General features: G+C 36.0%; 30 protein-coding genes and 2 pseudogenes. 14 read left to right on the forward strand and 18 right to left on the reverse strand.

The annotated features are described in order from the left end of the window. Positions 1-292: 292 nt before the first annotated feature. Together HNQ43_RS04730 and HNQ43_RS04735 are read right to left on the reverse strand one after the other, a co-directional pair. Entirely contained in the window at positions 293-466 is a 174-nt protein-coding gene (locus HNQ43_RS04730) for a hypothetical protein (protein ID WP_183375452.1), read from the reverse strand. Positions 467-523: 57 nt separating this feature from the next. After that, a complete protein-coding gene (locus tag HNQ43_RS04735; RefSeq protein WP_183375293.1) occupies positions 524-1,399 on the reverse strand; it encodes a MerR family transcriptional regulator in 876 nt (291 codons plus the stop codon). 507 nt (positions 1,400-1,906) lie between these two features. Here HNQ43_RS04735 and HNQ43_RS04740 point away from each other — a divergent pair. Further along, complete coding sequence (locus tag HNQ43_RS04740; RefSeq protein ID WP_183375295.1) at positions 1,907-2,047, forward strand: hypothetical protein; 141 nt, start codon at positions 1,907-1,909, stop codon at positions 2,045-2,047. Positions 2,048-2,223: 176 nt separating this feature from the next. On the opposite strand, the gene HNQ43_RS04745 is transcribed toward HNQ43_RS04740, so the two are convergent. The 5 genes from HNQ43_RS04745 to rpoN all read right to left on the reverse strand — a co-directional run bounded on the left by HNQ43_RS04745 (position 2,224) and on the right by rpoN (position 6,738). Then, positions 2,224-3,117, reverse strand: coding sequence for a type II toxin-antitoxin system death-on-curing family toxin (locus tag HNQ43_RS04745; protein WP_244957038.1), 894 nt, complete (start codon positions 3,115-3,117; stop codon positions 2,224-2,226). 251 nt (positions 3,118-3,368) lie between these two features. Next, positions 3,369-3,572 carry a hypothetical protein gene (locus HNQ43_RS04750; protein WP_183375297.1) on the reverse strand — a complete coding sequence of 68 codons (204 nt, stop codon included), beginning with the start codon at positions 3,570-3,572 and terminating at the stop codon, positions 3,369-3,371. Further along, positions 3,572-3,844 (reverse strand): DUF4314 domain-containing protein, encoded by a 273-nt coding sequence (locus HNQ43_RS04755; RefSeq protein ID WP_183375299.1) that lies wholly within the window; start codon positions 3,842-3,844, stop codon positions 3,572-3,574. The genes HNQ43_RS04750 and HNQ43_RS04755 overlap by 1 nt, the downstream gene beginning before the upstream one ends. Positions 3,845-4,196: 352 nt before the next feature. Beyond that, complete coding sequence (locus HNQ43_RS04760) at positions 4,197-4,958, reverse strand: alpha/beta hydrolase (RefSeq protein ID WP_183375301.1); 762 nt, start codon at positions 4,956-4,958, stop codon at positions 4,197-4,199. A 532-nt stretch (positions 4,959-5,490) separates the two neighbouring features. Next, positions 5,491-6,738 carry an RNA polymerase factor sigma-54 gene (rpoN, locus tag HNQ43_RS04765; RefSeq protein WP_183375303.1) on the reverse strand — a complete coding sequence of 416 codons (1,248 nt, stop codon included), beginning with the start codon at positions 6,736-6,738 and terminating at the stop codon, positions 5,491-5,493. An 82-nt stretch (positions 6,739-6,820) separates the two neighbouring features. Here rpoN and HNQ43_RS04770 point away from each other — a divergent pair, with 82 nt between their 5' ends. The 8 genes from HNQ43_RS04770 to HNQ43_RS04805 all read left to right on the forward strand — a co-directional run bounded on the left by HNQ43_RS04770 (position 6,821) and on the right by HNQ43_RS04805 (position 14,490). After that, positions 6,821-7,441 (forward strand): YitT family protein, encoded by a 621-nt coding sequence (locus HNQ43_RS04770; RefSeq protein WP_183375305.1) that lies wholly within the window; start codon positions 6,821-6,823, stop codon positions 7,439-7,441. Then, positions 7,442-8,338, forward strand: a complete 897-nt coding sequence (locus tag HNQ43_RS04775) for a sugar phosphate isomerase/epimerase family protein (protein ID WP_183375306.1) — start codon at positions 7,442-7,444, stop codon at positions 8,336-8,338. 25 nt (positions 8,339-8,363) lie between these two features. Further along, positions 8,364-11,108, forward strand: a complete 2,745-nt coding sequence (locus tag HNQ43_RS04780; RefSeq protein ID WP_183375308.1) for a sigma 54-interacting transcriptional regulator — start codon at positions 8,364-8,366, stop codon at positions 11,106-11,108. A gap of 182 nt (positions 11,109-11,290) precedes the next feature. Beyond that, positions 11,291-11,707 carry a PTS sugar transporter subunit IIA gene (locus HNQ43_RS04785; protein ID WP_183375310.1) on the forward strand — a complete coding sequence of 139 codons (417 nt, stop codon included), beginning with the start codon at positions 11,291-11,293 and terminating at the stop codon, positions 11,705-11,707. A gap of 1 nt (position 11,708) precedes the next feature. Further along, the gene (locus HNQ43_RS04790) at positions 11,709-12,203 is read left to right on the forward strand and encodes a PTS sugar transporter subunit IIB (protein WP_183375312.1); all 495 of its coding nucleotides are present in this window, start codon (positions 11,709-11,711) and stop codon (positions 12,201-12,203) included. Between the two features lies 1 nt (position 12,204). Next, positions 12,205-12,984 (forward strand): PTS mannose/fructose/sorbose/N-acetylgalactosamine transporter subunit IIC, encoded by a 780-nt coding sequence (locus HNQ43_RS04795; protein ID WP_183375314.1) that lies wholly within the window; start codon positions 12,205-12,207, stop codon positions 12,982-12,984. Next, complete coding sequence (locus tag HNQ43_RS04800) at positions 12,981-13,823, forward strand: PTS system mannose/fructose/sorbose family transporter subunit IID (RefSeq protein ID WP_183375316.1); 843 nt, start codon at positions 12,981-12,983, stop codon at positions 13,821-13,823. Before HNQ43_RS04795 ends, HNQ43_RS04800 begins: the two co-directional genes overlap by 4 nt. Positions 13,824-13,974: 151 nt before the next feature. After that, entirely contained in the window at positions 13,975-14,490 is a 516-nt protein-coding gene (locus tag HNQ43_RS04805) for a hypothetical protein (RefSeq protein ID WP_183375318.1), read from the forward strand. 226 nt (positions 14,491-14,716) lie between these two features. Here HNQ43_RS04805 and HNQ43_RS04810 read toward each other — a convergent pair whose 3' ends face one another. The 5 genes and pseudogenes from HNQ43_RS04810 to HNQ43_RS04830 all read right to left on the reverse strand — a co-directional run. Continuing rightward, positions 14,717-15,235 (reverse strand): helix-turn-helix domain-containing protein, encoded by a 519-nt coding sequence (locus HNQ43_RS04810; protein ID WP_183375320.1) that lies wholly within the window; start codon positions 15,233-15,235, stop codon positions 14,717-14,719. 114 nt (positions 15,236-15,349) lie between these two features. Continuing rightward, entirely contained in the window at positions 15,350-15,697 is a 348-nt protein-coding gene (locus HNQ43_RS04815) for a GNAT family N-acetyltransferase (protein ID WP_183375322.1), read from the reverse strand. A gap of 305 nt (positions 15,698-16,002) precedes the next feature. Further along, a complete protein-coding gene (locus HNQ43_RS04820) occupies positions 16,003-16,500 on the reverse strand; it encodes a ribose-5-phosphate isomerase A (protein WP_183375324.1) in 498 nt (165 codons plus the stop codon). A gap of 17 nt (positions 16,501-16,517) precedes the next feature. Next, the gene (locus HNQ43_RS04825) at positions 16,518-16,676 is read right to left on the reverse strand and encodes a hypothetical protein (protein ID WP_183375326.1); all 159 of its coding nucleotides are present in this window, start codon (positions 16,674-16,676) and stop codon (positions 16,518-16,520) included. Between the two features lie 5 nt (positions 16,677-16,681). Next, positions 16,682-17,611 (reverse strand): annotated as a pseudogene (locus HNQ43_RS04830) (FAD-dependent oxidoreductase); the annotation flags it as partial. A gap of 923 nt (positions 17,612-18,534) precedes the next feature. On the opposite strand from HNQ43_RS04830, the gene HNQ43_RS04835 reads away from it, so the two are divergent. From HNQ43_RS04835 to HNQ43_RS04845, 3 genes are all read left to right on the forward strand, one after another. Then, positions 18,535-18,786, forward strand: coding sequence for a hypothetical protein (locus tag HNQ43_RS04835; RefSeq protein ID WP_183375328.1), 252 nt, complete (start codon positions 18,535-18,537; stop codon positions 18,784-18,786). Positions 18,787-19,005: 219 nt separating this feature from the next. Further along, complete coding sequence (locus tag HNQ43_RS04840) at positions 19,006-19,743, forward strand: DUF3784 domain-containing protein (RefSeq protein WP_183375330.1); 738 nt, start codon at positions 19,006-19,008, stop codon at positions 19,741-19,743. Position 19,744: 1 nt separating this feature from the next. Beyond that, positions 19,745-20,089, forward strand: a complete 345-nt coding sequence (locus tag HNQ43_RS04845; protein WP_183375332.1) for an SdpI family protein — start codon at positions 19,745-19,747, stop codon at positions 20,087-20,089. A 136-nt stretch (positions 20,090-20,225) separates the two neighbouring features. On the opposite strand, the pseudogene HNQ43_RS04850 reads toward HNQ43_RS04845, so the two are convergent. The 4 genes and pseudogenes from HNQ43_RS04850 to HNQ43_RS04865 all read right to left on the reverse strand — a co-directional run. Then, positions 20,226-20,549, reverse strand: a pseudogene (locus HNQ43_RS04850) (carboxymuconolactone decarboxylase family protein); the annotation flags it as partial. Between the two features lie 13 nt (positions 20,550-20,562). Continuing rightward, entirely contained in the window at positions 20,563-20,994 is a 432-nt protein-coding gene (locus HNQ43_RS04855; protein ID WP_183375336.1) for a cupin domain-containing protein, read from the reverse strand. A gap of 147 nt (positions 20,995-21,141) precedes the next feature. After that, complete coding sequence (locus tag HNQ43_RS04860; RefSeq protein WP_183375338.1) at positions 21,142-21,996, reverse strand: aldo/keto reductase; 855 nt, start codon at positions 21,994-21,996, stop codon at positions 21,142-21,144. A gap of 1 nt (position 21,997) precedes the next feature. Then, positions 21,998-22,465: a flavodoxin gene (locus tag HNQ43_RS04865; RefSeq protein WP_183375340.1), complete on the reverse strand. Its 468-nt coding sequence runs from the start codon at positions 22,463-22,465 to the stop codon at positions 21,998-22,000. 102 nt (positions 22,466-22,567) lie between these two features. Here HNQ43_RS04865 and HNQ43_RS04870 point away from each other — a divergent pair, with 102 nt between their 5' ends. Both HNQ43_RS04870 and HNQ43_RS04875 read left to right on the forward strand, forming a co-directional pair. Next, the gene (locus HNQ43_RS04870; protein WP_183375342.1) at positions 22,568-23,404 is read left to right on the forward strand and encodes a LysR family transcriptional regulator; all 837 of its coding nucleotides are present in this window, start codon (positions 22,568-22,570) and stop codon (positions 23,402-23,404) included. 36 nt (positions 23,405-23,440) lie between these two features. Beyond that, the gene (locus tag HNQ43_RS04875) at positions 23,441-24,334 is read left to right on the forward strand and encodes a hypothetical protein (RefSeq protein ID WP_183375344.1); all 894 of its coding nucleotides are present in this window, start codon (positions 23,441-23,443) and stop codon (positions 24,332-24,334) included. Between the two features lie 74 nt (positions 24,335-24,408). On the opposite strand, the gene HNQ43_RS04880 is transcribed toward HNQ43_RS04875, so the two are convergent. Together HNQ43_RS04880 and HNQ43_RS04885 are read right to left on the reverse strand one after the other, a co-directional pair. After that, positions 24,409-25,986 carry a hypothetical protein gene (locus HNQ43_RS04880; protein ID WP_183375346.1) on the reverse strand — a complete coding sequence of 526 codons (1,578 nt, stop codon included), beginning with the start codon at positions 25,984-25,986 and terminating at the stop codon, positions 24,409-24,411. Continuing rightward, a complete protein-coding gene (locus tag HNQ43_RS04885; RefSeq protein ID WP_183375348.1) occupies positions 25,979-26,689 on the reverse strand; it encodes an ABC transporter ATP-binding protein in 711 nt (236 codons plus the stop codon). Before HNQ43_RS04885 ends, HNQ43_RS04880 begins: the two co-directional genes overlap by 8 nt. Positions 26,690-26,766 lie beyond the last annotated feature (77 nt).

The raw sequence follows: 26,766 nt of genomic DNA on the forward strand, positions 1-26,766 counted from the left end.
ATTTCCTTTTCTCCTTCTATGATAGCATGAAGCTATAAAAAACCGTGTGAGCTGAGCCGTACGCTCTCAACTTACACGGTTTATATTACACTCTCGGGCATTTTGCACAAGTGCTATTTCAACCGTTGCAATTGTTCCCTTTGGCTAGTAGCTTGAGGATAATTTATAATATAATAACTGAGTTTCTGCATTGTATGCAGAGGCTCTTTTTTGTTCCGCTCTCATTAGATTTAAACACAAAAAATCCTCTGAATTGAAGTTCAAATATCTTCAAGACAGAGGACTGTTTCAATTAGAAAGTTACTTTCTTATATCTAAGAGATTTGATGAGAATAACATCAACGGTATCGATATATCTTCCTTGTTTGATGAAATTGTTCTTTAAATCGATCAAACAATGGATGATCGGATTGTATTCATCTTTAGTCAGATTCAAGCGATATTTCTTGCCAAAAAACATCTTCATCACTTCTTTTATGCTTACATTATAACTAGGTAATACAAGAGTGGAAAATATGCGGTTTTATAGCTTTCTGATTACGAGATTAAAGTTCGAATCATAATGGAGCCCAAGTTCTCTGCATATCCTATCATTAACGCTATCTAAAGCTCTTTTATACTCTCCATATTTTGGTGATAATATCATAAGATTAGGAATGAATATATCGTTGTATCCTTTGTTTTGATATTCCTTCATCATTTTTCTTTGGGCTACGTATGACGGATGATATTTCAAAATACCTGATTTTAATTTATCTCCTTTTAATACACCATTCTTTAATCTTTCATATTCTTCTTCACTCATATCGCGATAATAAGAGATCATTTCATCTGCTGTTCTTGTTTCTTTAACGATACCGCCGGAAAGCTTGATACCTAATTTCATCATAAACGGTGTTTTTAAAGTGGTATTCTCACAAAATTCTAATATATTTATTAAAGCTTGTTTTTGCTCCGAAGTGTTGATTCTTACATTGAGGAATGGCTTGAAATGACTGATCAAATAATCGGCCCATTCTTCCTCAGGAAGCATAGATTCTATCGCATTTTCAATGGTCTCATAATCAAGTAGCTCATTTGCTTTGTCAGGATCACCATCATCGATATATTCTTTTAATGCTTCAAGTTCAGATTCATGGATTTGTTTTTCTTGTAATTTTTGATGGTATACATCTAGAAGAATTCTCTTGTCATTAGTTTCTAAAAGCTTTTTGATATCATCGATACAAATACCTAATTTTCTATATATGGAAATCTTTTTTAATGTTTCTACATCTTCTTTCGTGTAATTACGATAACCATTATTATCTTTCTTAACAGATAATAATCCTTTTTCTTCGTAATACTTGATTGCACGTTTGGTCATGCCAACTTCTTTAACTATCTCATTTAATAACATACCAAAGAACCTCCTTACACCTAAAGCATAGGTGTGTACGTCACGTACAGGTCAATACTTGTTATCGAATTTAGCACAATATTTCTTATATTATATCATCCGTCTATAAAGTTATTTATATGTCTATCCATATATACCAGCATTAAGAAATAATTGCTTACAATATGGTGCTTTAGAGCTTGAATCGATTAAGGAGTCCGTCCTCATAATTTAAAGTATTAGATTATTACTCAATAGGAATCTATAAATATGAGGTTGTCATGACGATGAGTGTCAGGGAATTATGTGAGAAATTGCGAAACGGATATTTGTGAATCACTGGGGAACAATCTTATCCTAAGAAGAAATCAATTTGGCGTCTGATGAGTACCGAATTATGGATGGAAGCATAGATGTTGAATATCTTGGCGAATCGAAATCTCTCATTCAGTATACGCGCGAAAAAAGCAAAAACAATTTGGTGAGGTGAATGATTATAGATAGAAAAGAAACAAGATAAATGGCAATATGTATCTAGAATTAGCGACGTATGCGCCCACGATTCTAGATGAAAGAGGGGTTTGTATGATCAAACGTGATTTTTATCTCCATCAAATCATTCAAAGTATGTGGGACGGGAAGATCAAAGTCATAACCGGACTTAGATGATTATTTCGTTATGGCGAAGTTTTGATTTCATAAAAATATGGACCAACATTTCGCATGTTTTTATACCAGCATCTGACTGGATGATGGCAAAGCCTGAAAATTGTGAATAGTTGTATTAAAACTCTTTCTATAATGGGTTCGGATATGGTTATATCCACCTGTACAGAAAGGAGTTTTTATGGTGAAAAGGTACAAGGGTATTTTGTGTTAACATTCAAATTATAATTTCTGTTTGATAAGAAATTCATCACTAATTTGACCATCGTTTCCTTTTCTTCCGGTCTTGATTCAGCGATCATCAAAGTGATTGCTACTAAGGCACTGTCCGATATGGTCTGTCTTCCATCGATGATCAAATGATGGTTCTTATTTAAGAATTCCAAAAAGATCGTTGCACCAATGCGTTTAAACCCATCAACAAAAGGATGGTCTTTGATAAGAAAGTAAAGCAGATGGGCTGCTTTCTCTTCAATACTGGGATAGAGTTCTTGGCCAAAGACATTTTGATATACAGCCGCTAAAATACCATTCAATTTGCCTTCTTCTTTTTCCGCGCCAAAGACAGCAGAGTTGAATTTCATCTTATTAATGAGTTTTCGACATTCTTCATAGGTCAGACGATAAATAGAATCTGTTCCTTTTGGTTTTGATATAGAGCCATGATCATAATCATCAAGTAGCGATAGAGCATTTTGATAAGCTTCTATGACATCTAATAATTCCTTTTTATCGAGTTCATATGCCGCAGCCAGCATCCTGGATTGTATCTCTACGGTCTTATTAAGAATTTCTAATCGCTTCTTATTAACTGCATAACCCTTGATCATGTAGTCTTTTAAGATCGAGGTAGCCCATTTACGGAAGATGATACCATTTGACGATTTCACGCGATACCCCACTGCTAAAATCATGTCGAGGCTATAGATCTTATTTGAGTATTTCTGAACGCCCAAACTACCCATATGTGCGTTTTCCGCACACGTGCTCTTTTCATCCAGTTCACCATCTTTATAAGTGTTATTGATATGCCTAGTTATTCGCGTTCGATCCACATTAAAAAGTTCTGCCATTTGGCGTTGTGAAAGTCATACATTTTCACGATCTTCACTAACGGTAACTTTTAATTCAAGCTCACCATTTTTAAATATTACAATATCATTTGTCATTTTATAACCTTCTAAATTAATAGTTGTATATAGGGTTTATGCAGTGTTTCTCAGAGCTAATCACTTGTACAAAACAGGTTTCTAGGGGCATCCCAGAAGGATATTTGAATAATGGTGGGGCCATTATTTAGTGCTAGCTGCAATTTTAGACATACTCATTTTGTTTTTGTCTCTTTTTTTGTCGAAATTAAACTCGATGCTTCTGTGCTCAATTTCTCAAATTGATTTTTGAGTTTATAAAGTTCTTTCAATTTGTCAGATAACTTACTGTTTTCTTTTTCCAGCGTTTTGATATGATCTTGATTACTGGATTTCTTCTTTTCAAAGATCGAAATATTATGAATAACTTCTTTATACATCAGCGTTCCGGACCTTTCGATTTTACTCTTTTGGATTTTCCAATAATCTTGAAGCGATCTTCGCCAGGAATCAGTCCTAGACTTGATCCGTTCTCCCAAGACATGTGGATCGTACCGGCATCATCAACATAATCAACTGTGCCGATGGAACCTGGAGCAATAGCATGATAAGGACCATCCATTTTGATGCACTGAATCTTTGTTCCCGGAGGATAGAGTTCTCTTAATCTTTCTACTTGCCTTAATTCATTATCAATTGTGTATTTGTTCATATTCTAAAAATCTCCTTTATATACTTATACGTTTGAAAATAGAAAAATCTTAAAAAATTCTATTATAATAATAAAAACGGGCTGGTCATTGGATCGGACTCTACATATTTTGGCCAGGGTGACACCTGCTATATTCTATTGATGAAGATACATCCGGATATCAAATGAGAGAATTAAGAATATTTATAGATGAATTAAGTGGATTATCGTTTTTCTTTCTAAATGATTTTTCGATATGAAAAAAGCCCCCTTTCGGGTGCTGTCGCACTCTTCATAGAGTGCGTGGATTGAAATCCAAAATGGGAGAGTTTTTTTCAAAGAACGAGTGAAACTCTTGATTGAGTCGACCTTTTTATGCCTTTTTTATCCAGGCATCACGCAAAGCGTGACTGCGACATGTAAGCATAGTTTGTACAACTTTGGCTTTATGAAACAAATCAAATCCATGAAAAGTACCTTTTACTTCTTCTAATTGTACACAAACTCCAGCATTTTTAAGGCACTTGGCATATTCGATACCCTCATCATGCAGGCAATCGAATTGCTCTACTTCGATATATGCATTGGGAAGATCCGAAAGATCTGTTGATAATAAGGGGACTGCCCAGTTTGAATTTTCTTTGATGCCGTCGCGTAAATAAAACTGCCACATTTGCCTGTTGAGCAATGCATTCCAACAAGGGGTATCTTTTCCATAGCGCATAGAGTTTGTCTGCATTCGATTATCAGTAACAGGATAGATCAACATTTGAAATCGTAGTTTTATTTCCGTGCATTCTTTTACCCATTGACAACAAGAAGCTGCAAGAGCACCGCCTGCACTGTCTCCGCCCAATGCGATATTATCTTTATCTACATTAAGTTCTTCGGCATGATTCCAAACATATTTGATTGCTGAGCAAGCATCCTGAAATGGTGCAGGGAAAGGAGCTGCATCTGAAGTGCGATAGTGTACAAATACAATTTGGCAAGAGGCATTTTTGGCGTATTCCATCACATTTTTATGAATATATGGTGCATCTTCAAAACAAAATCCTCCACCATGATAATAGATCAGACAAGGTAAAGGTCCCGGGACATTTTTAGGGATATATACTGTTAATGTCAAAGGCATATCTTTGTCTGTTGAGATTAGAATTTGATGGCGAATCAGAGATGGATCAACTGGGGGCAGAGGTGTCTTTCGCAAAATGAAGTTGCCCATTTTGATGATTGATTTTGAAAGAAAAAAACCAGGGATAACGAATAATTGCAAAGGCGGAAGACCAGAGCGTAAAGGATATTTTCTATATCGTATGATTATCCATACGATGAGTACTGCCATTATCATTATTATCCAAAAGACCATGTTCAAAACTATCATCTCCCTTTCATATTTATTATAATTCATCGGGAACAGATGATGTATGGAAAACCAAATCCCGGCATGTACTTTTTAAAGCTCCAGAATTATTTTTATCTATAGACAAAAGGGCTGTAAATCAATGCAAACTTCTAAAAAGATCGTTTCGCTATGGGTTGTGATGATGTTTATAATAATAAAGACATAAATGAACAAAATTAATTAAAATATAATTAATTTTACAATTCTAATTTGATCCAACACAAAAAGATTAATCCTTTTTCAATATAGACCGGCTGATTTCTTAGTCTTTTCTTTTCCGCTTAGAAGAAGAAGGAATATTCATTTTTTCACGATATTTCGCAATGGTCCTTCTTGATATTTGATAGTCAAGCTCTGCAAGCATTTGAGATATTTTTTCGTCGCTTAATGGATGGTAAGGATCTTCTTTTCTGATTAAATCATGAATCAGCTCTTGTATCTCGATAACGCTGTCATCGGCGAGCCCTCTTGGGAAGAAGTATTTTAGTGGAATAACCTGATTATTGAAAATCATGGATTTGTCCGCCACACACCGACTAACTGTTGATTCATGGACATTACAAATATCTGCAATTTGTTTCATGGAACAAGGTTTTAAACCGGTGGAATATAGAAAATAATCCTTTTGAAAATCGCATATTGCATTTCCTACTTTAAGCAGAGTCTGGTTTCTTTTTTTGATTGCAGAAACTAAATTTGTGGCATTACGATACCATGACCGACATTCTTCGTAATCGGTCTTTGGCAATTTATTAACGTGTAATCCGTAAGTATCATTCATTAATTCTAGATGAATTTTGCTATCTTCAATAAAACAAAATAAATCAGGATACAAGTAAGATGCAGTATTTGAATACTTTGATCCCGGTTTTGGATCTAGACTTTTTATAAGATCAATTGCCTTTTGTATATTTGCTGTTGTAGTGTTGATTTGTTTTGCAAGTAAATCAATATGATTTAATGCCACTTCTTCTAAATAACCATCAGCTATTTGTTTTGCGATCTCGACAATTGTTCCTTCCATTTTAGAAAGTTGAATTATAAGACATTCAGATAAACTACGGGCAGCAACCCCGGCAGGCTCCATTGTTTGAATTATTTTTATTGTTTTTTCTACTTCTTGGATATCGTATTGTGGGAAGTATTTTAAGAGCTCTTGATTTGTATAATTTAAATATCCATTGGAATCGAGCATATCGGTAATGAAGATTGCCAGGTCTATATGTAAATCTTTGTCGTACCAACGAACCTGCTCATGCAACTCTTCACTTAATGTTTTTTCTTTTACAACATAATTGAGCAATAATTCAAAATTCGTTTCTTCTTTTTGGATATGTCCCGTTTCAAGACACATATCCTGTTCTAAAAATGGGTTGGATTCTAATTCTTTTTGAATCATCTCGTTTAGGTCCATGTTCGAAATTTCTAAAACATCCAGTTCAAAACGTTGATGATAAGACAATTGTTGTTTTTGGTAAAGTATTTGTCGAGAATCAATATTTTGTTGCATATTTTAATTTTACTCTTTAAATTACTTCCTTTCTACTAAATTGGCATATTTCTTGCGTATGAAATAAGTGAGGAGGTATTATATGAATTCTATTATAAAGATTATTCTTGGTAATATGTTGATTACTGGTGCGTATGCATTTATTACGGTTCCCAACGGGATTGTTAATGGAGGAATCACATCGTTTTCTATGATTCTTTCTTCCGTTACTGGGGTAGATATTTCGATTTATACAAATTGTATAACTATTCTTCTATTGATTTTATGTCTGATATTTCTAGGGAAGAATTATTTTGCTAAATCAATTGTTAGTAGTGTTTGTTATATGTTGTTTTTCTCTATTTTTAATGGGCTGAATATTGAATTTATCCAATTACCTATTTTAGTTGATGTGTTGTTAGCAAGTGTACTTGTTGGTATCGGATATTATTTTTGCCTTTCAGCAAAATCTTCTACGGTTGGCTTTGATGTAATCGCTTTGATATTGCATAGTAAAAACGAAAACATTCAAATTTCGAAAGTGATGCGTTATATTAATTTTATTGTTATTTTATTTGGACTGTTTTCTTATGGGATTTATTCTGTTTTATTCGGCATTCTTTTTACTTATATTCAAACAGCTGTAATCCATCTGCTTTTAGAGCAATCCAATTTTAAAGTTAATGTATATCAATTCATTAAACGATTTCGGGAGGTATTTTAAATGAGAACAGGAATCACTACTGAAGAACTAAGCTATTTGTACCCAGACGAAAAAAAGGCTATTCAAAAATATGCAGAAATTGGCTTTGATGCACTTGATTATAGTTATGATATGTATGCCTATCCAGGTTCTGTTTACACAAAAGAAGATTATTTAGAACATGCAAAGATGATAAAAGAAACAGCAGATAAAAATCACATTGTAATCAACCAATTGCATGCACCGTTATATCATCACAGGGTCGACAAAGAGATGACAGAAAGAGAAAAGAAAGAGGAAGAGTTCTTAAAAAATATGACTTTTCGAAGTTTTGAAGTTGCTCAAGTTCTAGATTGCCATTACATTGTTATGCATCCTAGAAAATATCAGCATTATAAAACATATGAAGAACATTTGGCGTTAAGGAAATACAATATTCAAATGCTGAAGGAATTCATTCCTTATGCTAAAAAGTATCATGTTCAGATTGCTTTAGAAAATATGTTCGTATTTGATGCAAAAACTCATTCAGCAACGGATACTGCCCTTCGTACTGCAGAAGAAATCGTTTCCTATATCGAGGAATTGGGAGAAGAATATTTTGTAGCATGTTTGGATACAGGACATGCCAATATCAATGGAATCGATCCGAGTCTGATGGTTAAGGTATTGGGTCGACACTTAAAAGTACTACATGTAAATGACAATTTCACACATATGGATCAACACTTGGTGTGTGGTTTAGGAACTATCGACTGGGATATATTCGTAAAGGCGTTACAAGAGATTTCGTTTGATGGTGTATTTTCTTTGGAAACAAATGGCATGGTAATGAATTTAGATGCAGAGGCATGCGAAGATTGTGTTCGATTTGAGTATCAGGTAATTAAAAAATTATTGAAAAAATTTGGCGAATAGAATAACAGTTTTCAGGAGGAAGGGTATGTTAAGAAAAGAAAAAATCAATAAGATAATCATTGATTTTAGTAAACAGTATATTGCAGACGATTTCAAGCATGAAATAGAGGGTATTACTTCCTATAAAATAGCAGAGAAACTTCATATAGCCAGAAACAATGCCAGTACAGATTTAAATGAACTTTGGGAAGAAGGAGAAATCATCAAAATTACCGGAAAGAAAAAATTTGAATTCTTTTCTCAGCCAGTTTTTTCCAATCTAACAGGTATTCATTTACAGAAGAAAACGGTTTGTTCTTCGTTGAATGATTTGGTGAAAGATAATGTTTTATCTGTGAAAGCAGACGATCCATTTGAAGAATTGATTGGTGCACACGATAGCTTGAAAAATGCAATTGTCTCTGCGAAAGCTAGTATTCTTTATCCTGGCGGCACTATGCATACATTACTTTTAGGTGAAAGTGGTGTAGGAAAAAGTCTATTCGCTAAAACAATGTATCAATTTGGGAAAAACGAAAAAGTTTTTCGAGAAGATTCTCGATTTGTGGTTTTTAATTGTGCTGATTATGCAAATAATAGCCAGTTATTGCTAAGTCAACTTTTTGGCAGTTTAAAAGGATCTTATACAGGTGCAGAGCAGACTAGAGAGGGATTGATTGCTCAGGCAAATGGTGGAGTTCTGTTTTTGGATGAAGTACACAGGCTTCCGCCGGAAGGTCAAGAAATGTTGTTTTATTTTATAGATACTGGAATGTATCGAATGTTGGGAGAATCTGGAATTGAGCATCACGCAAACGTATCTCTGATTATGGCTACTACTGAAAATCCTGATAATCATTTATTGACAACATTCATGCGTCGGATACCTATGGTAATACAAATTCCAAATTTGTCCGCAAAGAGCATTGAAGAAAAGAAAGAGTTAGTCCTTCATTTATATAATTTAGAGGCAATAGCTACACACATGCCAATAATGGTGGATAGAGAAGCTCTGATGGCCCTTGTATTGTACAATCCCCCAGGTAATATAGGACAATTAAAAAATGATATTCGATTATCAGTGGCAAGAAGTTATCTAGAACAAAAGCATAGATCGTTTGAAGAGCTTAGTATTCATGATTATTCTTTATCCCAGTTAGTACAAAGTAGTGTCAAAAGTTTAGATAGTAAAACTAAAGAGACATATACAAAACAATTGATCAAAGATGCTTACTACGTTCCTCCTTATGCATATCATTTCAAGGAAAATGATGTAATAATTCCTGTTGTCTTACCTCAGCAAAATCAGACAGATGTACAGAGCCAGTTTGAAGAATATGTACAGGAGATTGCTGCGTCACTGGAGGATTCATCTCATCCTGCATTTATTATTGATGACGAAATCCAAGAAATCATGACATTCATACATGAATGGATTTTATATCATATGAATTTATTGTTGGAAAGAAGTCAAAGTGCAGGTTTTGCTTTTTATCTAAAGAGTATAAAGGATAAGAATAAAAATAGTATTAGTTTTGTCTCCAATGAAGCTTCTGAAGGAATGGTGGAAATCAGTCGTAATTTGATCAAGGAAATTGAAACGCGATTCCATTTCCAAATTCCTGACACTCAGATAAAGACAATAGCCTCGATTCTGCAAACATTTAAAAACAATGAGCCTAGAGTATCAAAAATACATATGTTTGTGTTAGCGCATGGAGACTCTCTGGCTACAAATATTGCGGGAGTAGTCAACACTTTGTTGAATGGATCTTTTTTGACTCCAGTTGATATGTCTTTAACAAAAAATGTTAATGAAATACTAGAGGATCTGGTTGTTGCTATTCAAAAAAAATCTAAAGATGCAGATGTGATTTTGTTTGTAGATATGGGATCTTTGACAAGTATTGAGGGTGTTTTGCAACAACAGATTTCTCAACGTGTTTTCGTTGTTCCTACGATTAATACTGTGATATTACTAGAGGCAGTTCGAAAAGTTTATTATTTAAACTATACGGCTGAAGCAGTGTTGAATGATGTGGTTCGTATGACTAAAAGGCTAGATCATTCTTTAGAACATCACATCAAAGGTTATATTAAACAATATACAGAGAAGGTAATCTATACAATTTGTTATTCCGGAGAAGGAACTGCGCAATATTTAGAATTATACTTAAGGAATATTTTAGAGAAAAACAATATTTTTAATATCGATATTATTTCTCTTTCCAATGATTCACCTAAAAAGATTAGCCAAATGATTCAGGATACTTCCAAGAGGAAAGAAGTTCTCTGCATTATAGGAAATATTGATCCTAAAATTGAAGAGTACCCGTTCATATCTCTTGAAGATATCTTAGTTCGAGATGGTGTTAATAAAGTCTTTCGGCTTTTGGGCAGCGAACAGTTACTGCAAGATAAGAAAACAATCGTCAATTTTAAAAGAGATGTATTCATAGATGTTTCTTTGGAAACTGTTCAAAAGTATCTTCTTTATCTTGATGCACAGAAAATATCTCCTGTGATCTTGGACTTTATCAAGAAAATAGAAGAAGCAGATGGAAAACAATGTGATAACAATGTATTGATTCGCCTGGTTGTTCATATTTGTTGTATGATTGAACGATTAATGCTTGGGGAATATAGTGCGCCAGATGATTTGGGAGAGCAACCAACGGAGTTGTTTGAAATCATAAAAACTAATAAAAGTATTTTAGAAAACGCATTCCATATAAAGATATCTTATGGTGAGTGCAATTTTATTGCAGATATATTTCAAAATGAAAATTAAGTTTTGTGCCAAGGCGTGATTTAGATAAAGAGGCTGGTGTATAACTTTACTGATCACGCCTTTTTATGTGTCTTGCCATGTGTCTTATGCTGTCTCGATATTTATGAAAATACAATAAATATTATAAGTTTATAAAATTGGCACGCGAATTGCGAATATAAAGGTGAAAGGATGTGAATAGCGTGGATCAAAAAATTGGAATCATCATTACAAGTCATGGGAAGTATTGTTTTGGCGCAGTTGATAGCTTGAACATGATAATAGGAAGGAGTGATTACATTAAAACGGTGTCAGTGACACCAACATCTAGTGTTCAGGATATCGAGGAGCAAATGAAACATGCTTATGATGAACTTTCTCAAGACTGCAAAGAAGTTCTGATTTTTACAGATTTAATTTGCGGTACGCCGAATAATGTTGCCGTAAAGCTTATGATGGAAAAAGACAACATTACAGTTATAACAGGATATAACTTGGCAATTTTAGTGGAAATTATCAATAAACGGAATTGTGGATGTAATGATGTATCCGAGTTGTTGAGAGATGAAGAAGAACTATTTAGAAATTCAAATCGTATTTTGAAAAAGGAGGGAGAATAACATGGCTATTGAACTGGTTAGAATTGATGATCGACTCATTCATGGGCAGATTGCCACTACGTGGATCAATGATTATAACATTGAACAAGTTTTGATTATTAATGATGATGTGGTCAAAGATAAGATGCAACAATCCGTGATTTCTATGACTGCACCTGCAAATGTTAAAGTAAAGGTATTTGGCGTAGACTCTTTTATTAATATTTATCATAAAAACCCTATTAAAAGGCGTACGATGATTATTTTAACAAATTCTATTGATGCTTATAAACTCGCAAAGGGTGGAGTGAAATTTCCGTACCTAAATGTTGGAGGTATGCGTTTTATCAATGGACGCACGAAAATTGCCACGGCTGTTTCAGTAACGCCAGAAGAAAGACAAGCATTCAAAGATATTATTGGTTTAGGAATCGATGTGAAAATTCAAATGATTCCTAGAGACGATATTGTCAATATGGAAGATGTAATTGATAAGGATGTAGAAGGAGAAAGATGATATGTTAGTACAGGCTTTGTTAGTTGCTTTGTGGGCTGGGTTATGTTCTTTAGACGATGGAGGAATTCAGTTACAGATTCGAAAACCTTTATTGGCAGGTACTGTTACAGGATTGCTTTTGGGTGATCTTGAACAAGGCTTGATTATTGGTGGTACTTTGGAATTGATGTGGTTAGGAGTAAACTCTGTGGGTGCTTACAATCCGCCGGATATTACTGGAGGAGCCATTATTGGAACTGTTGCAGGAATCACTAGTGGCGGCGGAGTTTCGGTTGGTGTTGCATTTGCGGTTCCAGCTGCAACGCTTATTCTTCAATTGGTAGTTCTTTTACAAACTTATTTGTCTGTACACATTCACAGAGCTGAAGCTGTGGCAAAGACAGGCGATTTTGACAAGGTGAATCGTTGGCATTTGCTAAGTGGCGTTTTCTTGTTTTTAGTACGAGCCGTTCCTTGCTTTATAGCTGTTTTCTTAGGAAATACTGTTTTGCAAGATTTCATAGATTGGTTACCGACATTTATTACAGATGGGTTAACAGTTGCTAGCGGTATGATTCCGGCAGTTGGAATCAGTATGTTGTTAACAATGATGTTAAAGAAAAATATGTGGATGTATCTTGTTGCCGGATTCGTTTGTGCGGCTTATTTAGGTCTACCTATTTTGGGAGTTTCCTTGGTCGGATTAGTATTTGCTGGAATCCATGATTATAACTTTGTACAGAATAAGAGAATAGAAGAATCTATTAATTCTATGGAAGTTGAAGGAGGTATCGATCTATGACAACAGCTCAAAACAATCAATCAGTTCCATCAACAGAATTCCAAATGACAAATAAAATTTATCGGGAAATGTTTATTCATCATCTAACTTATCAATGGAGCTGGAACTATGAAAGACAGCAAGCGGCTGGTTGTCTTTATACAATGACACCTGTATTAAAAAGACTTTATAAAGATGCTCCAGCCGAAGTGAAAGAGAAAACGGTAAAGCGTTATCTGGAATTCTTTAATACGCATGCTACATTAGCTCCGTTATTGTTTGGCTTGCTGGCAGCTTTAGAAGTATCTACACCAGAAGAGGAAAAGGATAGTATAACTTCTATTAAAACAGGTTTAATGGGACCTATTGCAGGTTTAGGTGATGGTCTGTTTTGGTTTACGATCTGGCCAATTTGTGCCAGTATCGGCGCTTCTATGGCTGTGACAGGAAATGTATTTGGGGCAATTTTTACGTTTGTTGTTTTCAATATTATTAACCAGGGCGTGAAATGGTTCGGTTTCCGAGTTGGATATACAAAAGGTATGGATATTATCAACTCTGGAAAAAGCGATGAAATCATTCAAAGAATTTCGGGCGCAGCTACTGTTCTGGGATTATTTGTCGCCGGGTGTTTGGTATCCACGACTGTTAGTTTGACGATTCCGCTTGAATTTGCCAGTGGAGAAGGTACGATTGTTATCCAAGACTTAGTTGACCAAATTATGCCAAAATTATTATCTGTATTGTTGACGGCATTCTGCTATTGGCGATTGAAAAAGACAAATGGAAAAGAAACTGTCCTTTTGATTTTTGGTATTATGATCGTATCGATTGTTTTAACCTATTTTGGAATTCTATAAATGAAAGTTACCTTGGAGATGGCCCCAGGGTAACTTTCAACAGGTGATAGAAGTAGGAGATGGTTTTATGAATTCTGTGAGCAATACTTTACTAGTATTGATTCTATTATGCATTCTTTTTTATATCATACTTTTGTTTGTCAAAAGTTCGATGCAAAAAAAATTGGTTCTAGCAATAAAACAGAAGGATTTTCAATCTTTTGATACACTAATAAATCGTTCATTGATCCGGGCGTTATTTCCTCCTTACAATTTAGAGTATTTAAAATTAAATCGCTATCTGTTGGAAGATAATAAAGGAAAAATTGACCAACAGTTTGACTTGCTGCTACGAGCTTCAAAGAAAAGTCAAAAAGAGGATATTTTCTTAAAAGCGTTTGAATACTATGCTTTTAATCAGAATAAGAAAAAGGCAAGTAAATATTTTGAAGAGCTACAAAAGCTAAAAAATCCAAAAATCACAAAATATGTCAATCTTATCTATGATGTTTTCGTTCTAAATCAATCAAATCATATAGAGGAATTAGAAAAGGATTTTGAAAATGTGTCACAGGATCAAAAGAGATTTTATGCGCAGCTCTTATACGTGCAGTATAAGAATATAAATAATGAATTAAAACAGAATTACTATAAAGAATTCTTAAAGGCATCTTATGAACATTGTTAAATAAAAACTGGATCGTGTTAATTTGCCAGTACAGGTCTGCGCAACACGATCCTTATTTTTTTAATCAAATGAACATGATTCTTTTTACAATCGATTTGATGGAAAAAGTCTAACCATATCGAATACAGAGATGAATAGAATGTAAATTTCTTTCAGCTTCATTCTGACTGATTGATAGAAGTGCACGAAATGTATGATTACTAACAATTACAAGTATCTTGATAATCTATGATCTTCTTTTATTGGTGAGAACAATTCCTATAACTGCAGCAATAAACATAAATGGAGCTATCCTGACAAAGATCCAACTCATACCATGAAGGATAGTACCGGCAACAGCTAATTCTGGATTATTATAATTCCAAGTCATAAATTCATTGCTAGTCAGCGCTATCATAATAAATCCCAATATAATGAGTATACATATCACCATCAGTATGTAACGAATCATTCTGATCCTAGTTTCATTTCTTTTAGCTAGTTGAAGATTGATGGCTTCAAGTTTTTCTGAGAGGACTTTTAGATCCTTGTCATTTTTACTATCATCAACCAGTGTATCACCTAATAGAACACTAACGGAAGTATCCAGTTCGTTTGCTAGATGGATAAGCATGTCAGCATCGGGAACCGATAGATCTTGTTCCCATTTTGAAATCGTTTGTCTTACTACATTTAGCTTGACTGCCAGTTCTTCTTGTGAAAGACCTTTTGCTTTTCTTAGAGTTTTAATATTCTTGCTTAACATACTTTAGATCTCCTTGTTCTTACAAGTTCATTTAATATCAAAACTATCGCTGTTACAAGCAACGCAGATTAACATCGGTTCTATTATATCTCCATTTTTATCCTTTTTAGATTTTTATAATTTTAATTTCAACTGAATATTCACCCGATTATATTCCATATTGTCTATAGGAACAGGCTGGAAACCAAATTTAGTATATAGATGCATGGCAGAATCCAAGATGGTATTCGTTACGATTATGATTTTTTTCGCATGATGAATCTTTGCATAATCAAGGCATTTTTCAAAAATCAGTGAACCAGCGCCATTTCTTTCATAGTGCTCATCTGTCGCAAATTTACATATTTCCCATGTATCAGCACCTTTGGGAACGATCATGCATGTAGATATGACTTGATTTTTGTATAGGGCTACATAAATCCCAGCACCAGTTTGAATATAGTCCTCTATATGATCTAACATTTCTAAATCCTGAGGCTAAACTTCAAAATATTTTTTTATCCACGCTATATTTAGGCATATGAATTTTTCTTTATGGCTTGAATTGTAAGGGATGATTTTGATATCTTCTTTTCGCATTATATTCACCTAGTCTATATAATGAATCATTCATTTTGAAAAAGTCAAATGCATAAGAAATAAAGCTATGACGATGCGCATGTTTTCTAACACCTTAGCTTTATTATATCCATTGAAAAGTTACAGGATCCTGCCATATTGTGGCATAGTGCAAAGATTAGAAATATCCTATATATTGGATACAATCTTTATTCCTGTTTTTCTTTGGTTTTATGTACGATTTTTCCGTTGTCCATATAGACAATGTCGGTTACTTCTTTTACAAATAGGCTTACCTCAATAACACCAACAATAGATTTTAAAGAATAATAAAGAGAACAAGGATCTTGATACGTCTCGATTTTAACATCCACTAAGATATTTCCTGAATCGCTTAGAAGCAAACCATCTTTGTTTGGAGCCTTACGATAATGGTAAGAAAGCCCCATTTTTTCCAGTTGTGAGCATACAAGGGCATAGGAACTCTTGATGATCTCCAAAACAACTGGATGTTGATACGTTAATCGAGGTTGATATTTATTTAAATCCACTAACAAAACATACCGTTTCGCCATAGAACCAATAATTTTTTCTTGTGTGTGGATTCCACCTCCGCTCTTTAATGCGATAAAATTTTCGTCGATTTCATCACAGCTGTCAAAAGCAATATCAATAGAAGAAACTAACCAGGAAGGCAGAACCTTCAATCCAGCGGACTGATAAATCAGTCCGTTTCACTAGAAGGCGTAACAATAGAAATATCTTCTTTTTCAGGAAGCAAGGATGCCAAAAGTCGAATCGTTTGCCCTCCGCCCAGGCCGACAACAGATCCGTTTTCAATCAAAGATAATGCATACCTGGCGTTTTGTTTTCGTATATCCATGTTTATTAGCTCCTGTTCTTCATCTTGGCATCAATGGCAGCAGCCGCCTTTTTTCCGGCCCCCATGGCATTGATGACAGTGGCCGCTCCACTCACGGCATCCCCGCCGGCATAGATGTTCTCTCTTGATGTCATTCCTTCTTCATCACAGATAAAACATCCTTTCCGGTTGACCTCCAGACCTTCCGTCGTATGTCGGATCAGAGGATTCGGACTGGTCCCGATCGCCATGATCATACAGTCGATATCGATCGTAAAATTCGATCCCTCGATCGGTACCGGACGTCTTCTTCCGCTGGCATCCGGTTCTCCCAGTTCCATTCGGATGCATTCGATCTGCGTACACCATCCTTCTTCGTTTCCTATCACCTTCACCGGATTGCATAGCAGATCGAAAACGATCCCTTCTTCCTGTGCATGCTCGACCTCTTCTTTTCGTGCCGGAAGTTCTTCCATGCTCCGGCGATACACGATATGGACCTCTGCCCCCAGTCGTCTGGCACATCGTGCGGCATCCATGGCCACGTTCCCGCCGCCGACAACCACACATCTTTTGGGATGCTGGACCGGTGTATCGCTCTCTTCTCTATATGCCTTCATCAAATTGATCCGTGTCAAAAACTCGTTGGCTGAATAGACCCCTTTACAGTTTTCTCCCGGCAGCCCCATAAAGTTCGGCAAACCAGCCCCCGAACCGATAAATACGGCTTCATAGCCCTGTTCCATGATGGAATCGATGGAATCGCTTCGTCCCACGACAAAATTCGTTACGATCTTGACTCCCATCTCCTTTAAATGACCGATCTCTTTTTGAACGATCTCTTTAGGCAAACGGAATTCCGGGATCCCGTACATCAAGACCCCTCCCGCTACATGCAGCGCTTCGAAGATCGTGACCTCATATCCGGCCTTCGCCAGATCGCTGGCACAGGTCAATCAGGCCTTCGCCCGTTTGGCCATAAACGGTGCTTGAACGACCATTCGGATCACTGTCGGTTCCAAGTTCTCTTTTTTCTCAATTTTATACATTTTTCCCTCGTTTATACATTCGTTTTTAAGTTTGATAAGTAATATTGTTTTTCTAACTACATTGATCCATGACTTTTTTATCCTCTAAAGTCACATTACCAGTTTTCAAGCTAAAGATGTCATTCTATAAAATCTTTTTCTTGTCGAATACAGGTTCTCAAAGAAAATCCTTAAAAGAACATCATGATGTTTTATAACATTACGTGGAGCTGATAGACATGTAATGGTCATGTCTGCAGGTGCAAGGATGCTTTTTCTTTAAGGAAATATTATCCAATTCCAATCTTTTGTTTTCATACGAAACCTCCTTTGTTAACTAAAATATAGCTATATGTAATGAATATGGCAATATAAATATAGATATTATGATAATAATATGTAATGTTATTTTTGTTCGGTTGCTATTCAAGGAAATGATATAGGAAGATGGGTTTATAAAAAGAATGATTCGGGCCAGGATCAGATCAATTAGTTATCGGGTTCGATAGAGATGGAAGACAGTATAAAACGAGCCTATGAACTAAAGCAGAAAAACTTCATTTTGTCCATAGACTCGTTTTTATATCATATGGTTTTTCCAAAACTTGATTGCCTGGTTGATCCAGCCTTGGGCTGCCTTTTTCTTTGCAGCATCTTAATGCAAAGGGGGTTTAATTTTTGTAGGCCAGGCATACAATTTAATTAGAAATACAGAGAAGATGCCAAGGTATAAAGATAGTTTTAAAAGCTTTTGTATAGGAGTTGGCGCAAGCTTTTAAGATTTGGTCATGCTTGCATTCTTTTGCAGCACGATTTAGAAAGAAACATTATTTTTAAAGGGGTTATAAGCAATGAAGAAACTAATCTTGAGCATATTATTCCTAACTATAGGAATGTCTATTGCGATTTTAGTCATGTATCAAGAAGATATCGTGGTTCATTACGATGCGTTTGGGAAAGCGGATGGTTTTGCTCCTGCTTATCAAGTTATCTTCTTGCCGGTGTTTGGCGCTTTGATGCATTTTTTATTCTCTGGAATAAACAAGATTCATATAAAAAAGGCGAACCCATTCAATTGTTCCAATATCGTCTTCCTATCGTAGTAACGGATCAAAATGCAACTAGAATACAAAAAGCGGTTTCGGATTTTCTTTGGAGTATTGATTTATTCATTCAGCTCATTATGTTGTGGGTGGTTTTTATTCTTATGATCCAAAAAAACCTATGTCCCTGGATGGGGTATGTCTTTATCTTGCTCATCATAACCAGTTTGATTCGATTTATATATCGTTTATATCGGTTGCAGTAAAGGAGTTTTTTGTATGTTTAGAGTATTTTTAGTTATTGTATTTCTTGCGTTAAGTTTGGTCTTTTTTATGGGGAAGGGCAGTTTTCTGATTGCAGGGTATAATACTTCCGGAAAAGCAGAAAAAGCGAAATATGATGAGAAACGATTATGTAGATTTGTTGGGATTGCCACTTTGATGTTTTCTCTTGGTTTATTGGTTACTGTTCTAGACGAAGATTTAGCCTGGCTGGAGTTGATTTTATTCTTTGGCGGAATCACAACCGCAATCATAGGAGGGAATTTTTTCTCTAAGAAAAAAACAATGAATGCAGATGAGCCAGAGATTGGGCAAGAGGATGACAGAACTTCTAAAATTATCAAGAGGGGCAGTTTGATTTTTACGCTTATTGTTTTGGCTGGTATTGGCGGACTTCTTTTTGCCGGGGATGTGAACGTAAATGTGGGGGAAGATTCTGTAGAAGTGAATGCGTTTATGGCTGGGGGTTCAACGATAAAATATTCGGATGTAGAGGAAGTCTATTTGACGGACGATGCCGATTATGGATCTCGTGTTTGGGGCTTTGGCGGATTGAAAATCAGTTCGGGTAATTTTGAGAACGATCAATTTGGTAGATACAAGCTCTATGTTTATAATGATAACGATTCTTTGATCGTATTAAAAACAAAGGAAGATCAATATATCGTTTTCAATTTACAGAGTCAAAAAGACACAGAAAAAGTGTATGACTCCATTGCAGAGAAGGTGAACTAAGATGTTCTGGTTTATGTTGTTGATGAATTTATTGATTCCTTTGGTCATGATTTTAATGGGGATTTATTTTAAAAAAGCAAAATTATCTGAAATCAATCCATTGTTTGGATATCGAACCAGGCGTTCAATGGCTAGTTTAGAAGCATGGCAGTTTTCAAATCGTTTGATGGGGTCGTACTGGTTTCAATTTGGTTGGGGACTGGGCGCAATATCGATTATTCTTTCTTTATTATTGAAAGATCAAATCGAATATGGATCTCTATTTATTCTGTTTGGGCAGATGTGTGTAATGTTCTATACGATTTATTTGGTAGAGAAAGCTTTGAAACGAAAATTTGGAAATTAAAGACGGATAAAATGTATAGTTAATCTATGTTGAAGAGGTTATAAGAAGTTATCAAACCAAAATGTAAAGCGGAGATGCCCTGAGTACATTTCTCCGCTTTATTGTTTGTCAATGGATGTGTTTTTTTAGTTTATTGTTCTTCGTTCCAGATTTCTTTTGCCATACGGAATACCGCCCATGCTTTTGGCCAGCCACAATAGAATGCCGCATGGGTGACGATTTCGGCAATTTCTTCACGAGTGATGCCGTTTTCTTTGGCGGACATCAGGTGATAACGAAATGATTCATCTGTCAGACCCTGAGCCATCAGAGAAATGATGGTCACTAAAGATCGGTCTCTAAGAGATAATTTATCTTCTCGGCTCCATACTTTTCCAAAAAGCACATCGTCATTCATCTCGGCGAATAAAGGAGCAAATTCTCCTAAAGCATCTCTTCCTGCAGTTTGTTTTTTTGCCATGTTTGATTACTCCTTACAGTTTTTCATATTCTTCATCGCTGATGGGTTCACACCATTCATTCTTACAGTTTTCACCAGGAACTTCTATGGCAATGTGTGAGAACCAGCTGTCTTTTTTTGCGCCATGCCAATGCTTGATGTTGGGCTTGATCATGATGACACTGCCAGCCTCAAGACTGACAGCAGGTTTTCCTTCTTCTTGATACCAGCCCTCACCGGCAGTACAGAGTAGAAGCTGCCCGCCGCCTTTTGTCGCATGATGAATGTGCCAGTTGTTGCGGCATCCAGGCTCAAACGTAACGTTGGCAGCGAAAAGTCCGCTTTTTGGATCTGTCAGGGGATTCAGGAACGAATCTTTGATAAAATATTGGGCATATGCTGTATTGAGTGTACCCATGCCAAATGCATTTTGTTTTTCAAAAACTTCCTTGTCTTCACATTTCATTTTGTCTGCCTCCTGTATTTTGTTTTCGTCTCAGTTGAGTTCATCAAGCCAAGTGACGATTTCTTTCTTCTGGGGACATCATCTATCCGGCCGGGACAGATTTAATGAACATTTTTTGATGTTATGAGAAGAAGATCTCTGAATGGTTTATTTTCTTCTTTCTTTGATCAATTGACCAAACCATTCGATGATGTTTGGATCCTGATGGCTGAAAAAAGAAGATGTTTTGGTATCCAGTGTTTCGATTTTTTTCATATCCTCATCATCGAGTTCAAAAGAATAGATATCGAAGTTTTCTTTGATTCTTTCTTCGTGTACAGATTTTGCCAAAGACACGATGCCTCTTTGATATAGCCATCTAAGGATGACTTGTGCTGCACTTTTGTCATGTTTTTCACCGATAGAGAGCAGTACTTCATTGTGGAACATATTGTTTTTACCTTCGGCAAACGGTGCCCAGGCTTCAAGAACCACTCCATATTTATCGGCCCATTTTTTTGCTTCGATCTGTTGATTGAAGACATTGACTTCGATTTGATTGACCATTGGCTTGATCTTTGTTGATAGGCAAAGATCGACTAAACGATCTGGATAGAAGTTCGATACGCCGATTGCTCTTACTTTTCCTTCTTCGTATAATTTTTCCAGATCGCGGTAAGCGCCGTAATAATCGCCCACAGGTTGATGTAAAAGAATGAGGTCGAGATAATCTGTCTGCAATTTTTTTAATGATTCAATTACAGATTGATACGCTTTGCTTTCACCATAGTTATCGATCCAAACTTTTGTCGTCAGGAAGATCTCGTTTCTTGGAACATCGCTTTCTTTTAAAGCTGCACCGACTTCTTCTTCATTGAAGTAAGACTGTGCCGTATCGATATGACGATAACCGGTTTTTAGAGCTGTTAAGACACTTTCTTTGCAGTCTTCTTTGCTGACCTGATAAACACCAAATCCGTTAGCTGGGATCTCTACACCATTATAAAGTTTCATCATTTCCATGTTACAATTCCTCGCTTTCTATAAATTGAATGTGTTCATTAAAATTCTTATTGAATAATCCTTCTGTAAACGCAATAGCAGGATCGATCTTTTTGAGATCATTCATACTGTTGATCATGTACTGCGGATCGTTGGTATAGCTATTGGCAAAGATATACACTGTTCCTCGATAGCCTTTGAGTTTTTCGATAAAGGAGCCGATGGGCATTGGGAATGTGTACCACCAGATTGGGAAAAAAAGCAAGATTCGATCATAATTATTCAAATCGATATCTATTGACTTAATGGCTGGATGGCTGTTTTTTGTCACTTCTTCTTTTGCTTCTTTATAAGCGCAGATATCATAGTCATCAGAATAAGGAATGGCTCTTTCGATGCGGATGACATCATATTTTTTCTTTTCGTTGATTTTTTCAATCAATTTTTTGGTATTGTTTGACCAGCTGAAATAAGCTATAAGCGTTCTCATCTCTATCACCTCCATTTGCATTATAGTTTATTTGCACGCAAATGATTTATATCGATTAGGAAAGATAGTATAATAAAATCGAATACTAAAAGGAGCGTAAATATGATTGATTCGCAGCTTTTATATTATCTTCTTGTCTTTTCTGAAACGGGTTCACTATTAAAAGCCAGCGAACTTCTTCACATATCGCAACCTTCTCTGTCAAAAGCGATGCAAAAGCTTGAACGAGAACTGGATCTTGTTATTTTTGACAGGACCGGCAATAAGATAACTCTCAATGATGACGGCAAAGAAATTCTGTATTATGCCAAAGATATCATGATGATGATCAATAAGCTGGAGGCAAAAGCCAAAGATCTAAAAGAGAAAACGCAAAGTATAAACATAGGGCTCACCGCACCAGGACCGATGTTTAAATTTCCCTCTTTGTTTGCACCGGGCGGGATGAATAAAAAGGTTTCTGTTTCAACAGAGGGAGAAAAGGATCTTTTAAAGAATCTTTTGAATAATGTCTATGACATCATTTTTATTAATAATTCGGTCCATGCGGATAACTTAGTATGCAAAAAGATCATGACAGAACATCTGTATGTTTCGGTGCCAAAAACACATTTTTTATATCAGTATAAAGACAACATTCATTTTAGTGATATCGATGGTCAAACTTTTCTATTATCGTCCGATATTGGATGCTGGACCGCCGTTTTAGACAAACATATGAACAGGTCCCGCTTTTTAAAACAAAGTGATCCCGGCGAATTAAAAGAAATAGCTGAATACTCATCCATTCCCAGCTTCGTTACCAATATAAGCATAAGCACAAACTCCATTCACAATCGAATCAATATTCCCATTGTCGATGAGGATGCTTATATGGATTTTTATGCAGTATGCAAGAAAGAAAAACTGAGATTGTTTGATTTTTTAGCACAAAAGTAGAAAACTTCATTGAAAAATAGACGAGGAGAAATCAGTATGAAACGTAAATTCGTTTGTGTTTTTGTTATCTTATTCTTTATGATAAGCGGGTGCCAAAATGAACCGGTCAGCGAGTACGTGCTGCCTGTAGAATCACAGTATTTTCTCGGCAAAGATTCTTATGCCAGTGTAAAGGATCATGATGTAGATGATTTTCATCTTGATTCTGCATATGCCGATGAAGTGACGGTTGAAGAAGACTGTCTGATTCTAGAAGCCAGTGATTCACAGATTAAAAATCTGATAGAGAATAATAGAATGATCTTAAAAGAAATAGCTCGAGAATATGAATCTATAAAGGATGACTATTCAGTCGAATGGACTGACGATTATTCTTCTGTAACCTTTTGTGTGGATGATGAAGGGTTGTTTTCGGGGAATATGACAGAAGCTTTAGAAAATATGAATCATACTTTCTGGATCAGTACCATTTTGCAGACCAATTGTGCTTTGATTGACCAGGATTGCGATACAGCCGTCAATGTGACTTATAAAAATGTAGAGAGTGGGTATGTCCTTTCCGAAGGTTTATTTCCCTATGAGCCATTTACGATAACGCAGGAAGATTGGCAGTTAAGCCAAAGCCAAGACGTGATCCGGAGTTTAGAGTATGACGGATATATCGATATGAAAATGACTGTCAAAGAAGCAGACGAGGATAAGCTTATATTTACACCGCAAGATAAGGATTCATTTTATGCCGATGATGAAAACCTGTGTCTTTGTTTAGATAGTGTTTATGCGGATGAGGTCACATTGCCTCATTCTATTGAAGAAGGAGATGTGTTTGTAGTCAGAGTCGATGGAAGCTATGCCTTGCATGAGGACGGGGATGATATTCCTGATATTGCCCCGGTTGCGGTGATTCCCGAACGATATTATGAAAAATGATTCTCAAACAAAAAATCGCATGAATTTAAGAGATTTCTTAAGTTCATGCGTTTTTATGAAAAATGCTCGCTGCCTTATGTTCTGATCTTAAATGTCTTAGGCGCAAAGCGATAGACCAGGAAGCTTGCGATAATACTGTATAATGCACAGAAAACGATTGCCATTACACCAAATAACAGAACCGGCATACGAAGCTGCATCATCGTAAAGCATATAAAATAGGTTACACTCGTAACAATGCGATAAGTCCCGCTTTTCAGTTCTGTTGCTGCGTTGTAAGGCTGCAGCAGATAGTAGATCGTTAAGTAGTGAATGGAGAAAAACAGGCTCATGCTTAAAATAGAGACAATCAGTACTCCGTAATTGAGCGGATTGTCTGTTCCGCCGCTCGCAAACAAGATCAGTGCCAAGCCAAGACCGATCACAAGGGCCGGAACCGCATTGATTTTCATGATTTCACGCAAACGAATCTGAAATAGCTTTAATATGCAATTTGGCTGTTTATAAAATGAATAAGTCAACAAACAATGATCACAGTTCATAAACAGAGCTTGCGTAAAGTTGGTTCCGCGATTAATGGCATACATGATAAAAACAAAATAGGGCAGATATTCCATTACGATCTTATTAAAAACCGGTTTGATGCCTGGCGACATATAAAGAATCAAGAGAACGGCGGCTATAAGAAAAGTGCAGATGTAAGAAATCTTTTTGGTCGAGTTCCAGAGTATCTTTTTATGTCTTTTGATAAAAAGTTCGTTTAAAAATTCAAAGCCGTTACGTTTACTGGTGATAGATGTATCTGTTGATATTTTCTTTTCATTAGCCTGTTTTACGACCTGAGCGATTGTCGTATTGTCCATTTGACACGTTAAGGTTTTGAGCAGTTCCTTATTGATGGCGTAATACTCTTTGAAGTTCACTACCTTTATAAGACCTAGGATACCAAGAGGAATACAAGCCAAAAAAAGAATCTCTGTTATGGTTTTGGGTACAAAATATCCTAAAGCAGGCAAGGCATAGGCAATGGCCAAAAGGATGGCGATAAACCCCCATACATATTTGGATAGTTGATTTTCGTTATAGCCGGATCCTCTTCTTTCATAGTCCCATAAACTGCATGCGACAAAGATCAGCTTCATGCCTGCGATACAAAAAGGCAATGCGATACATAGCCATAAAGGAATGTTTCGATTTATGCCAAATAAGAGCGTAAACGGCATAAAGCCCACTAACGTCTTAAGCAAGGTGTAAAAATAGTTTGTTAGCGTATATTCTTTAGCGTTCATTCGCATCAGGATCAGCGCATAGTATTTATCTTTGCTTGGATTAAAGAGATGAGTGTTTGAAAAGCTGCCGATCACTGTAAGAAAGAACAGGATATGCAAAAACAAATCATCCGCCGGGATTCCTTTATAAAGAATAGAAACGATCTCTATCATGCAATAAAAATACAAGAACTTTCCAAGGAAGATGGAAATGATTTCCCATAAGGCAGATAACAGGTTCGCTAAGATTTTGAGTCCTTTGACTTTATAGAGTGTTGAGGGAAGCAACCTTTTTAAAAGAGGAATCTGCTTTAAGGAGAACAAGATGCTGTTGACGCGATACGTGTTCTTTAAGGAAAAAGAGATCTTGAGAGTCTTATTCATTGGTCTTCTCCCTTAGTGTTTCGATGATCTTGTCTTTAAACTCTTGACTGTTAAGGTCTGCTTTATCTACGACCTCAAGTTCTCCGTGACTTAAAAGTACGATTTCATCACAAAGATCAAGGGCCAGATCCATGATGTGCGTAGAGAAAATCGTGATGCGGTCTTGTTTTAAAGAGCGAAGCAACTGTTTCATTTCTTCGGCGACGACCACATCCAGCGACGTCAATGGTTCATCCAGTAACAAGATATTAGGATGTGTAATGATGTTGATCAACATCTGCATCTTGTTTTTCATGCCGTGGGAGTAGTCTTTGAGCAGTTTGTCTCTGTCTTCTGGATCGATGCTCATATAGTCAAAATATTCATCGATACTTTTTGGATCTTTGATGGATTTCTCGTTGATATCCATAAAGAATTTTAAAAACTCTCGCCCGGTTAAAAATTCTGGGACCGTTGGAGTCGACAGGACATAACCGATATCCGTTGCGATCACTTTGCGTCGATGCCCGAGCTCATCTTCTAGATAGAAATTTCCGCTGTCTGTTTTTAAATCGCCGTTGACGCAATTAAAAAGCGTTGTTTTACCGGCCCCGTTTCTTCCCAGAAGCCCATAGATCTTTCCTTCTTCAAATGTAAAATTGATATCTTTGAGAACTTTTTTGGCCTCAAAGTTTTTAGATAAATGTTCAATAATAAATTTCATATTTGTTCCTCATATTTAATAATATAAATCAAGACAAGAGAGAGAATCAAAAAAGTTTTTGTCGAAACTCAACAAAA

Origin of the sequence: Faecalicoccus acidiformans, assembly GCF_014202635.1 — a bacterium.
Lineage (GTDB): Bacteria > Bacillota_I > Bacilli_A > Erysipelotrichales > Erysipelotrichaceae > Faecalicoccus > Faecalicoccus acidiformans.

Excerpts from the sequence above, each read along its gene's own strand:
- HNQ43_RS04730 (WP_183375452.1), bottom strand. The coding sequence starts at position 466 with ATGAAGATGTTTTTTGGCAAGAAATATCGCTTGAATCTGACTAAAGAT.
- HNQ43_RS04735 (WP_183375293.1), bottom strand. The coding sequence starts at position 1,399 with ATGTTATTAAATGAGATAGTTAAAGAAGTTGGCATGACCAAACGTGCA.
- HNQ43_RS04740 (WP_183375295.1), top strand. The coding sequence starts at position 1,907 with ATGTATCTAGAATTAGCGACGTATGCGCCCACGATTCTAGATGAAAGA.
- HNQ43_RS04745 (WP_244957038.1), bottom strand. The coding sequence starts at position 3,117 with ATGGCAGAACTTTTTAATGTGGATCGAACGCGAATAACTAGGCATATC.
- HNQ43_RS04750 (WP_183375297.1), bottom strand. The coding sequence starts at position 3,572 with ATGTATAAAGAAGTTATTCATAATATTTCGATCTTTGAAAAGAAGAAA.
- HNQ43_RS04755 (WP_183375299.1), bottom strand. The coding sequence starts at position 3,844 with ATGAACAAATACACAATTGATAATGAATTAAGGCAAGTAGAAAGATTA.
- HNQ43_RS04760 (WP_183375301.1), bottom strand. The coding sequence starts at position 4,958 with ATGCCTTTGACATTAACAGTATATATCCCTAAAAATGTCCCGGGACCT.
- rpoN (WP_183375303.1), bottom strand. The coding sequence starts at position 6,738 with ATGCAACAAAATATTGATTCTCGACAAATACTTTACCAAAAACAACAA.
- HNQ43_RS04770 (WP_183375305.1), top strand. The coding sequence starts at position 6,821 with ATGAATTCTATTATAAAGATTATTCTTGGTAATATGTTGATTACTGGT.
- HNQ43_RS04775 (WP_183375306.1), top strand. The coding sequence starts at position 7,442 with ATGAGAACAGGAATCACTACTGAAGAACTAAGCTATTTGTACCCAGAC.
- HNQ43_RS04780 (WP_183375308.1), top strand. The coding sequence starts at position 8,364 with ATGTTAAGAAAAGAAAAAATCAATAAGATAATCATTGATTTTAGTAAA.
- HNQ43_RS04790 (WP_183375312.1), top strand. The coding sequence starts at position 11,709 with ATGGCTATTGAACTGGTTAGAATTGATGATCGACTCATTCATGGGCAG.
- HNQ43_RS04795 (WP_183375314.1), top strand. The coding sequence starts at position 12,205 with ATGTTAGTACAGGCTTTGTTAGTTGCTTTGTGGGCTGGGTTATGTTCT.
- HNQ43_RS04800 (WP_183375316.1), top strand. The coding sequence starts at position 12,981 with ATGACAACAGCTCAAAACAATCAATCAGTTCCATCAACAGAATTCCAA.
- HNQ43_RS04805 (WP_183375318.1), top strand. The coding sequence starts at position 13,975 with ATGCAAAAAAAATTGGTTCTAGCAATAAAACAGAAGGATTTTCAATCT.
- HNQ43_RS04810 (WP_183375320.1), bottom strand. The coding sequence starts at position 15,235 with ATGTTAAGCAAGAATATTAAAACTCTAAGAAAAGCAAAAGGTCTTTCA.
- HNQ43_RS04815 (WP_183375322.1), bottom strand. The coding sequence starts at position 15,697 with ATGTTAGATCATATAGAGGACTATATTCAAACTGGTGCTGGGATTTAT.
- HNQ43_RS04825 (WP_183375326.1), bottom strand. The coding sequence starts at position 16,676 with ATGGATATACGAAAACAAAACGCCAGGTATGCATTATCTTTGATTGAA.
- HNQ43_RS04835 (WP_183375328.1), top strand. The coding sequence starts at position 18,535 with ATGAAGAAACTAATCTTGAGCATATTATTCCTAACTATAGGAATGTCT.
- HNQ43_RS04840 (WP_183375330.1), top strand. The coding sequence starts at position 19,006 with ATGTTTAGAGTATTTTTAGTTATTGTATTTCTTGCGTTAAGTTTGGTC.
- HNQ43_RS04845 (WP_183375332.1), top strand. The coding sequence starts at position 19,745 with ATGTTCTGGTTTATGTTGTTGATGAATTTATTGATTCCTTTGGTCATG.
- HNQ43_RS04855 (WP_183375336.1), bottom strand. The coding sequence starts at position 20,994 with ATGAAATGTGAAGACAAGGAAGTTTTTGAAAAACAAAATGCATTTGGC.
- HNQ43_RS04860 (WP_183375338.1), bottom strand. The coding sequence starts at position 21,996 with ATGGAAATGATGAAACTTTATAATGGTGTAGAGATCCCAGCTAACGGA.
- HNQ43_RS04865 (WP_183375340.1), bottom strand. The coding sequence starts at position 22,465 with ATGAGAACGCTTATAGCTTATTTCAGCTGGTCAAACAATACCAAAAAA.
- HNQ43_RS04870 (WP_183375342.1), top strand. The coding sequence starts at position 22,568 with ATGATTGATTCGCAGCTTTTATATTATCTTCTTGTCTTTTCTGAAACG.
- HNQ43_RS04875 (WP_183375344.1), top strand. The coding sequence starts at position 23,441 with ATGAAACGTAAATTCGTTTGTGTTTTTGTTATCTTATTCTTTATGATA.
- HNQ43_RS04880 (WP_183375346.1), bottom strand. The coding sequence starts at position 25,986 with ATGAATAAGACTCTCAAGATCTCTTTTTCCTTAAAGAACACGTATCGC.
- HNQ43_RS04885 (WP_183375348.1), bottom strand. The coding sequence starts at position 26,689 with ATGAAATTTATTATTGAACATTTATCTAAAAACTTTGAGGCCAAAAAA.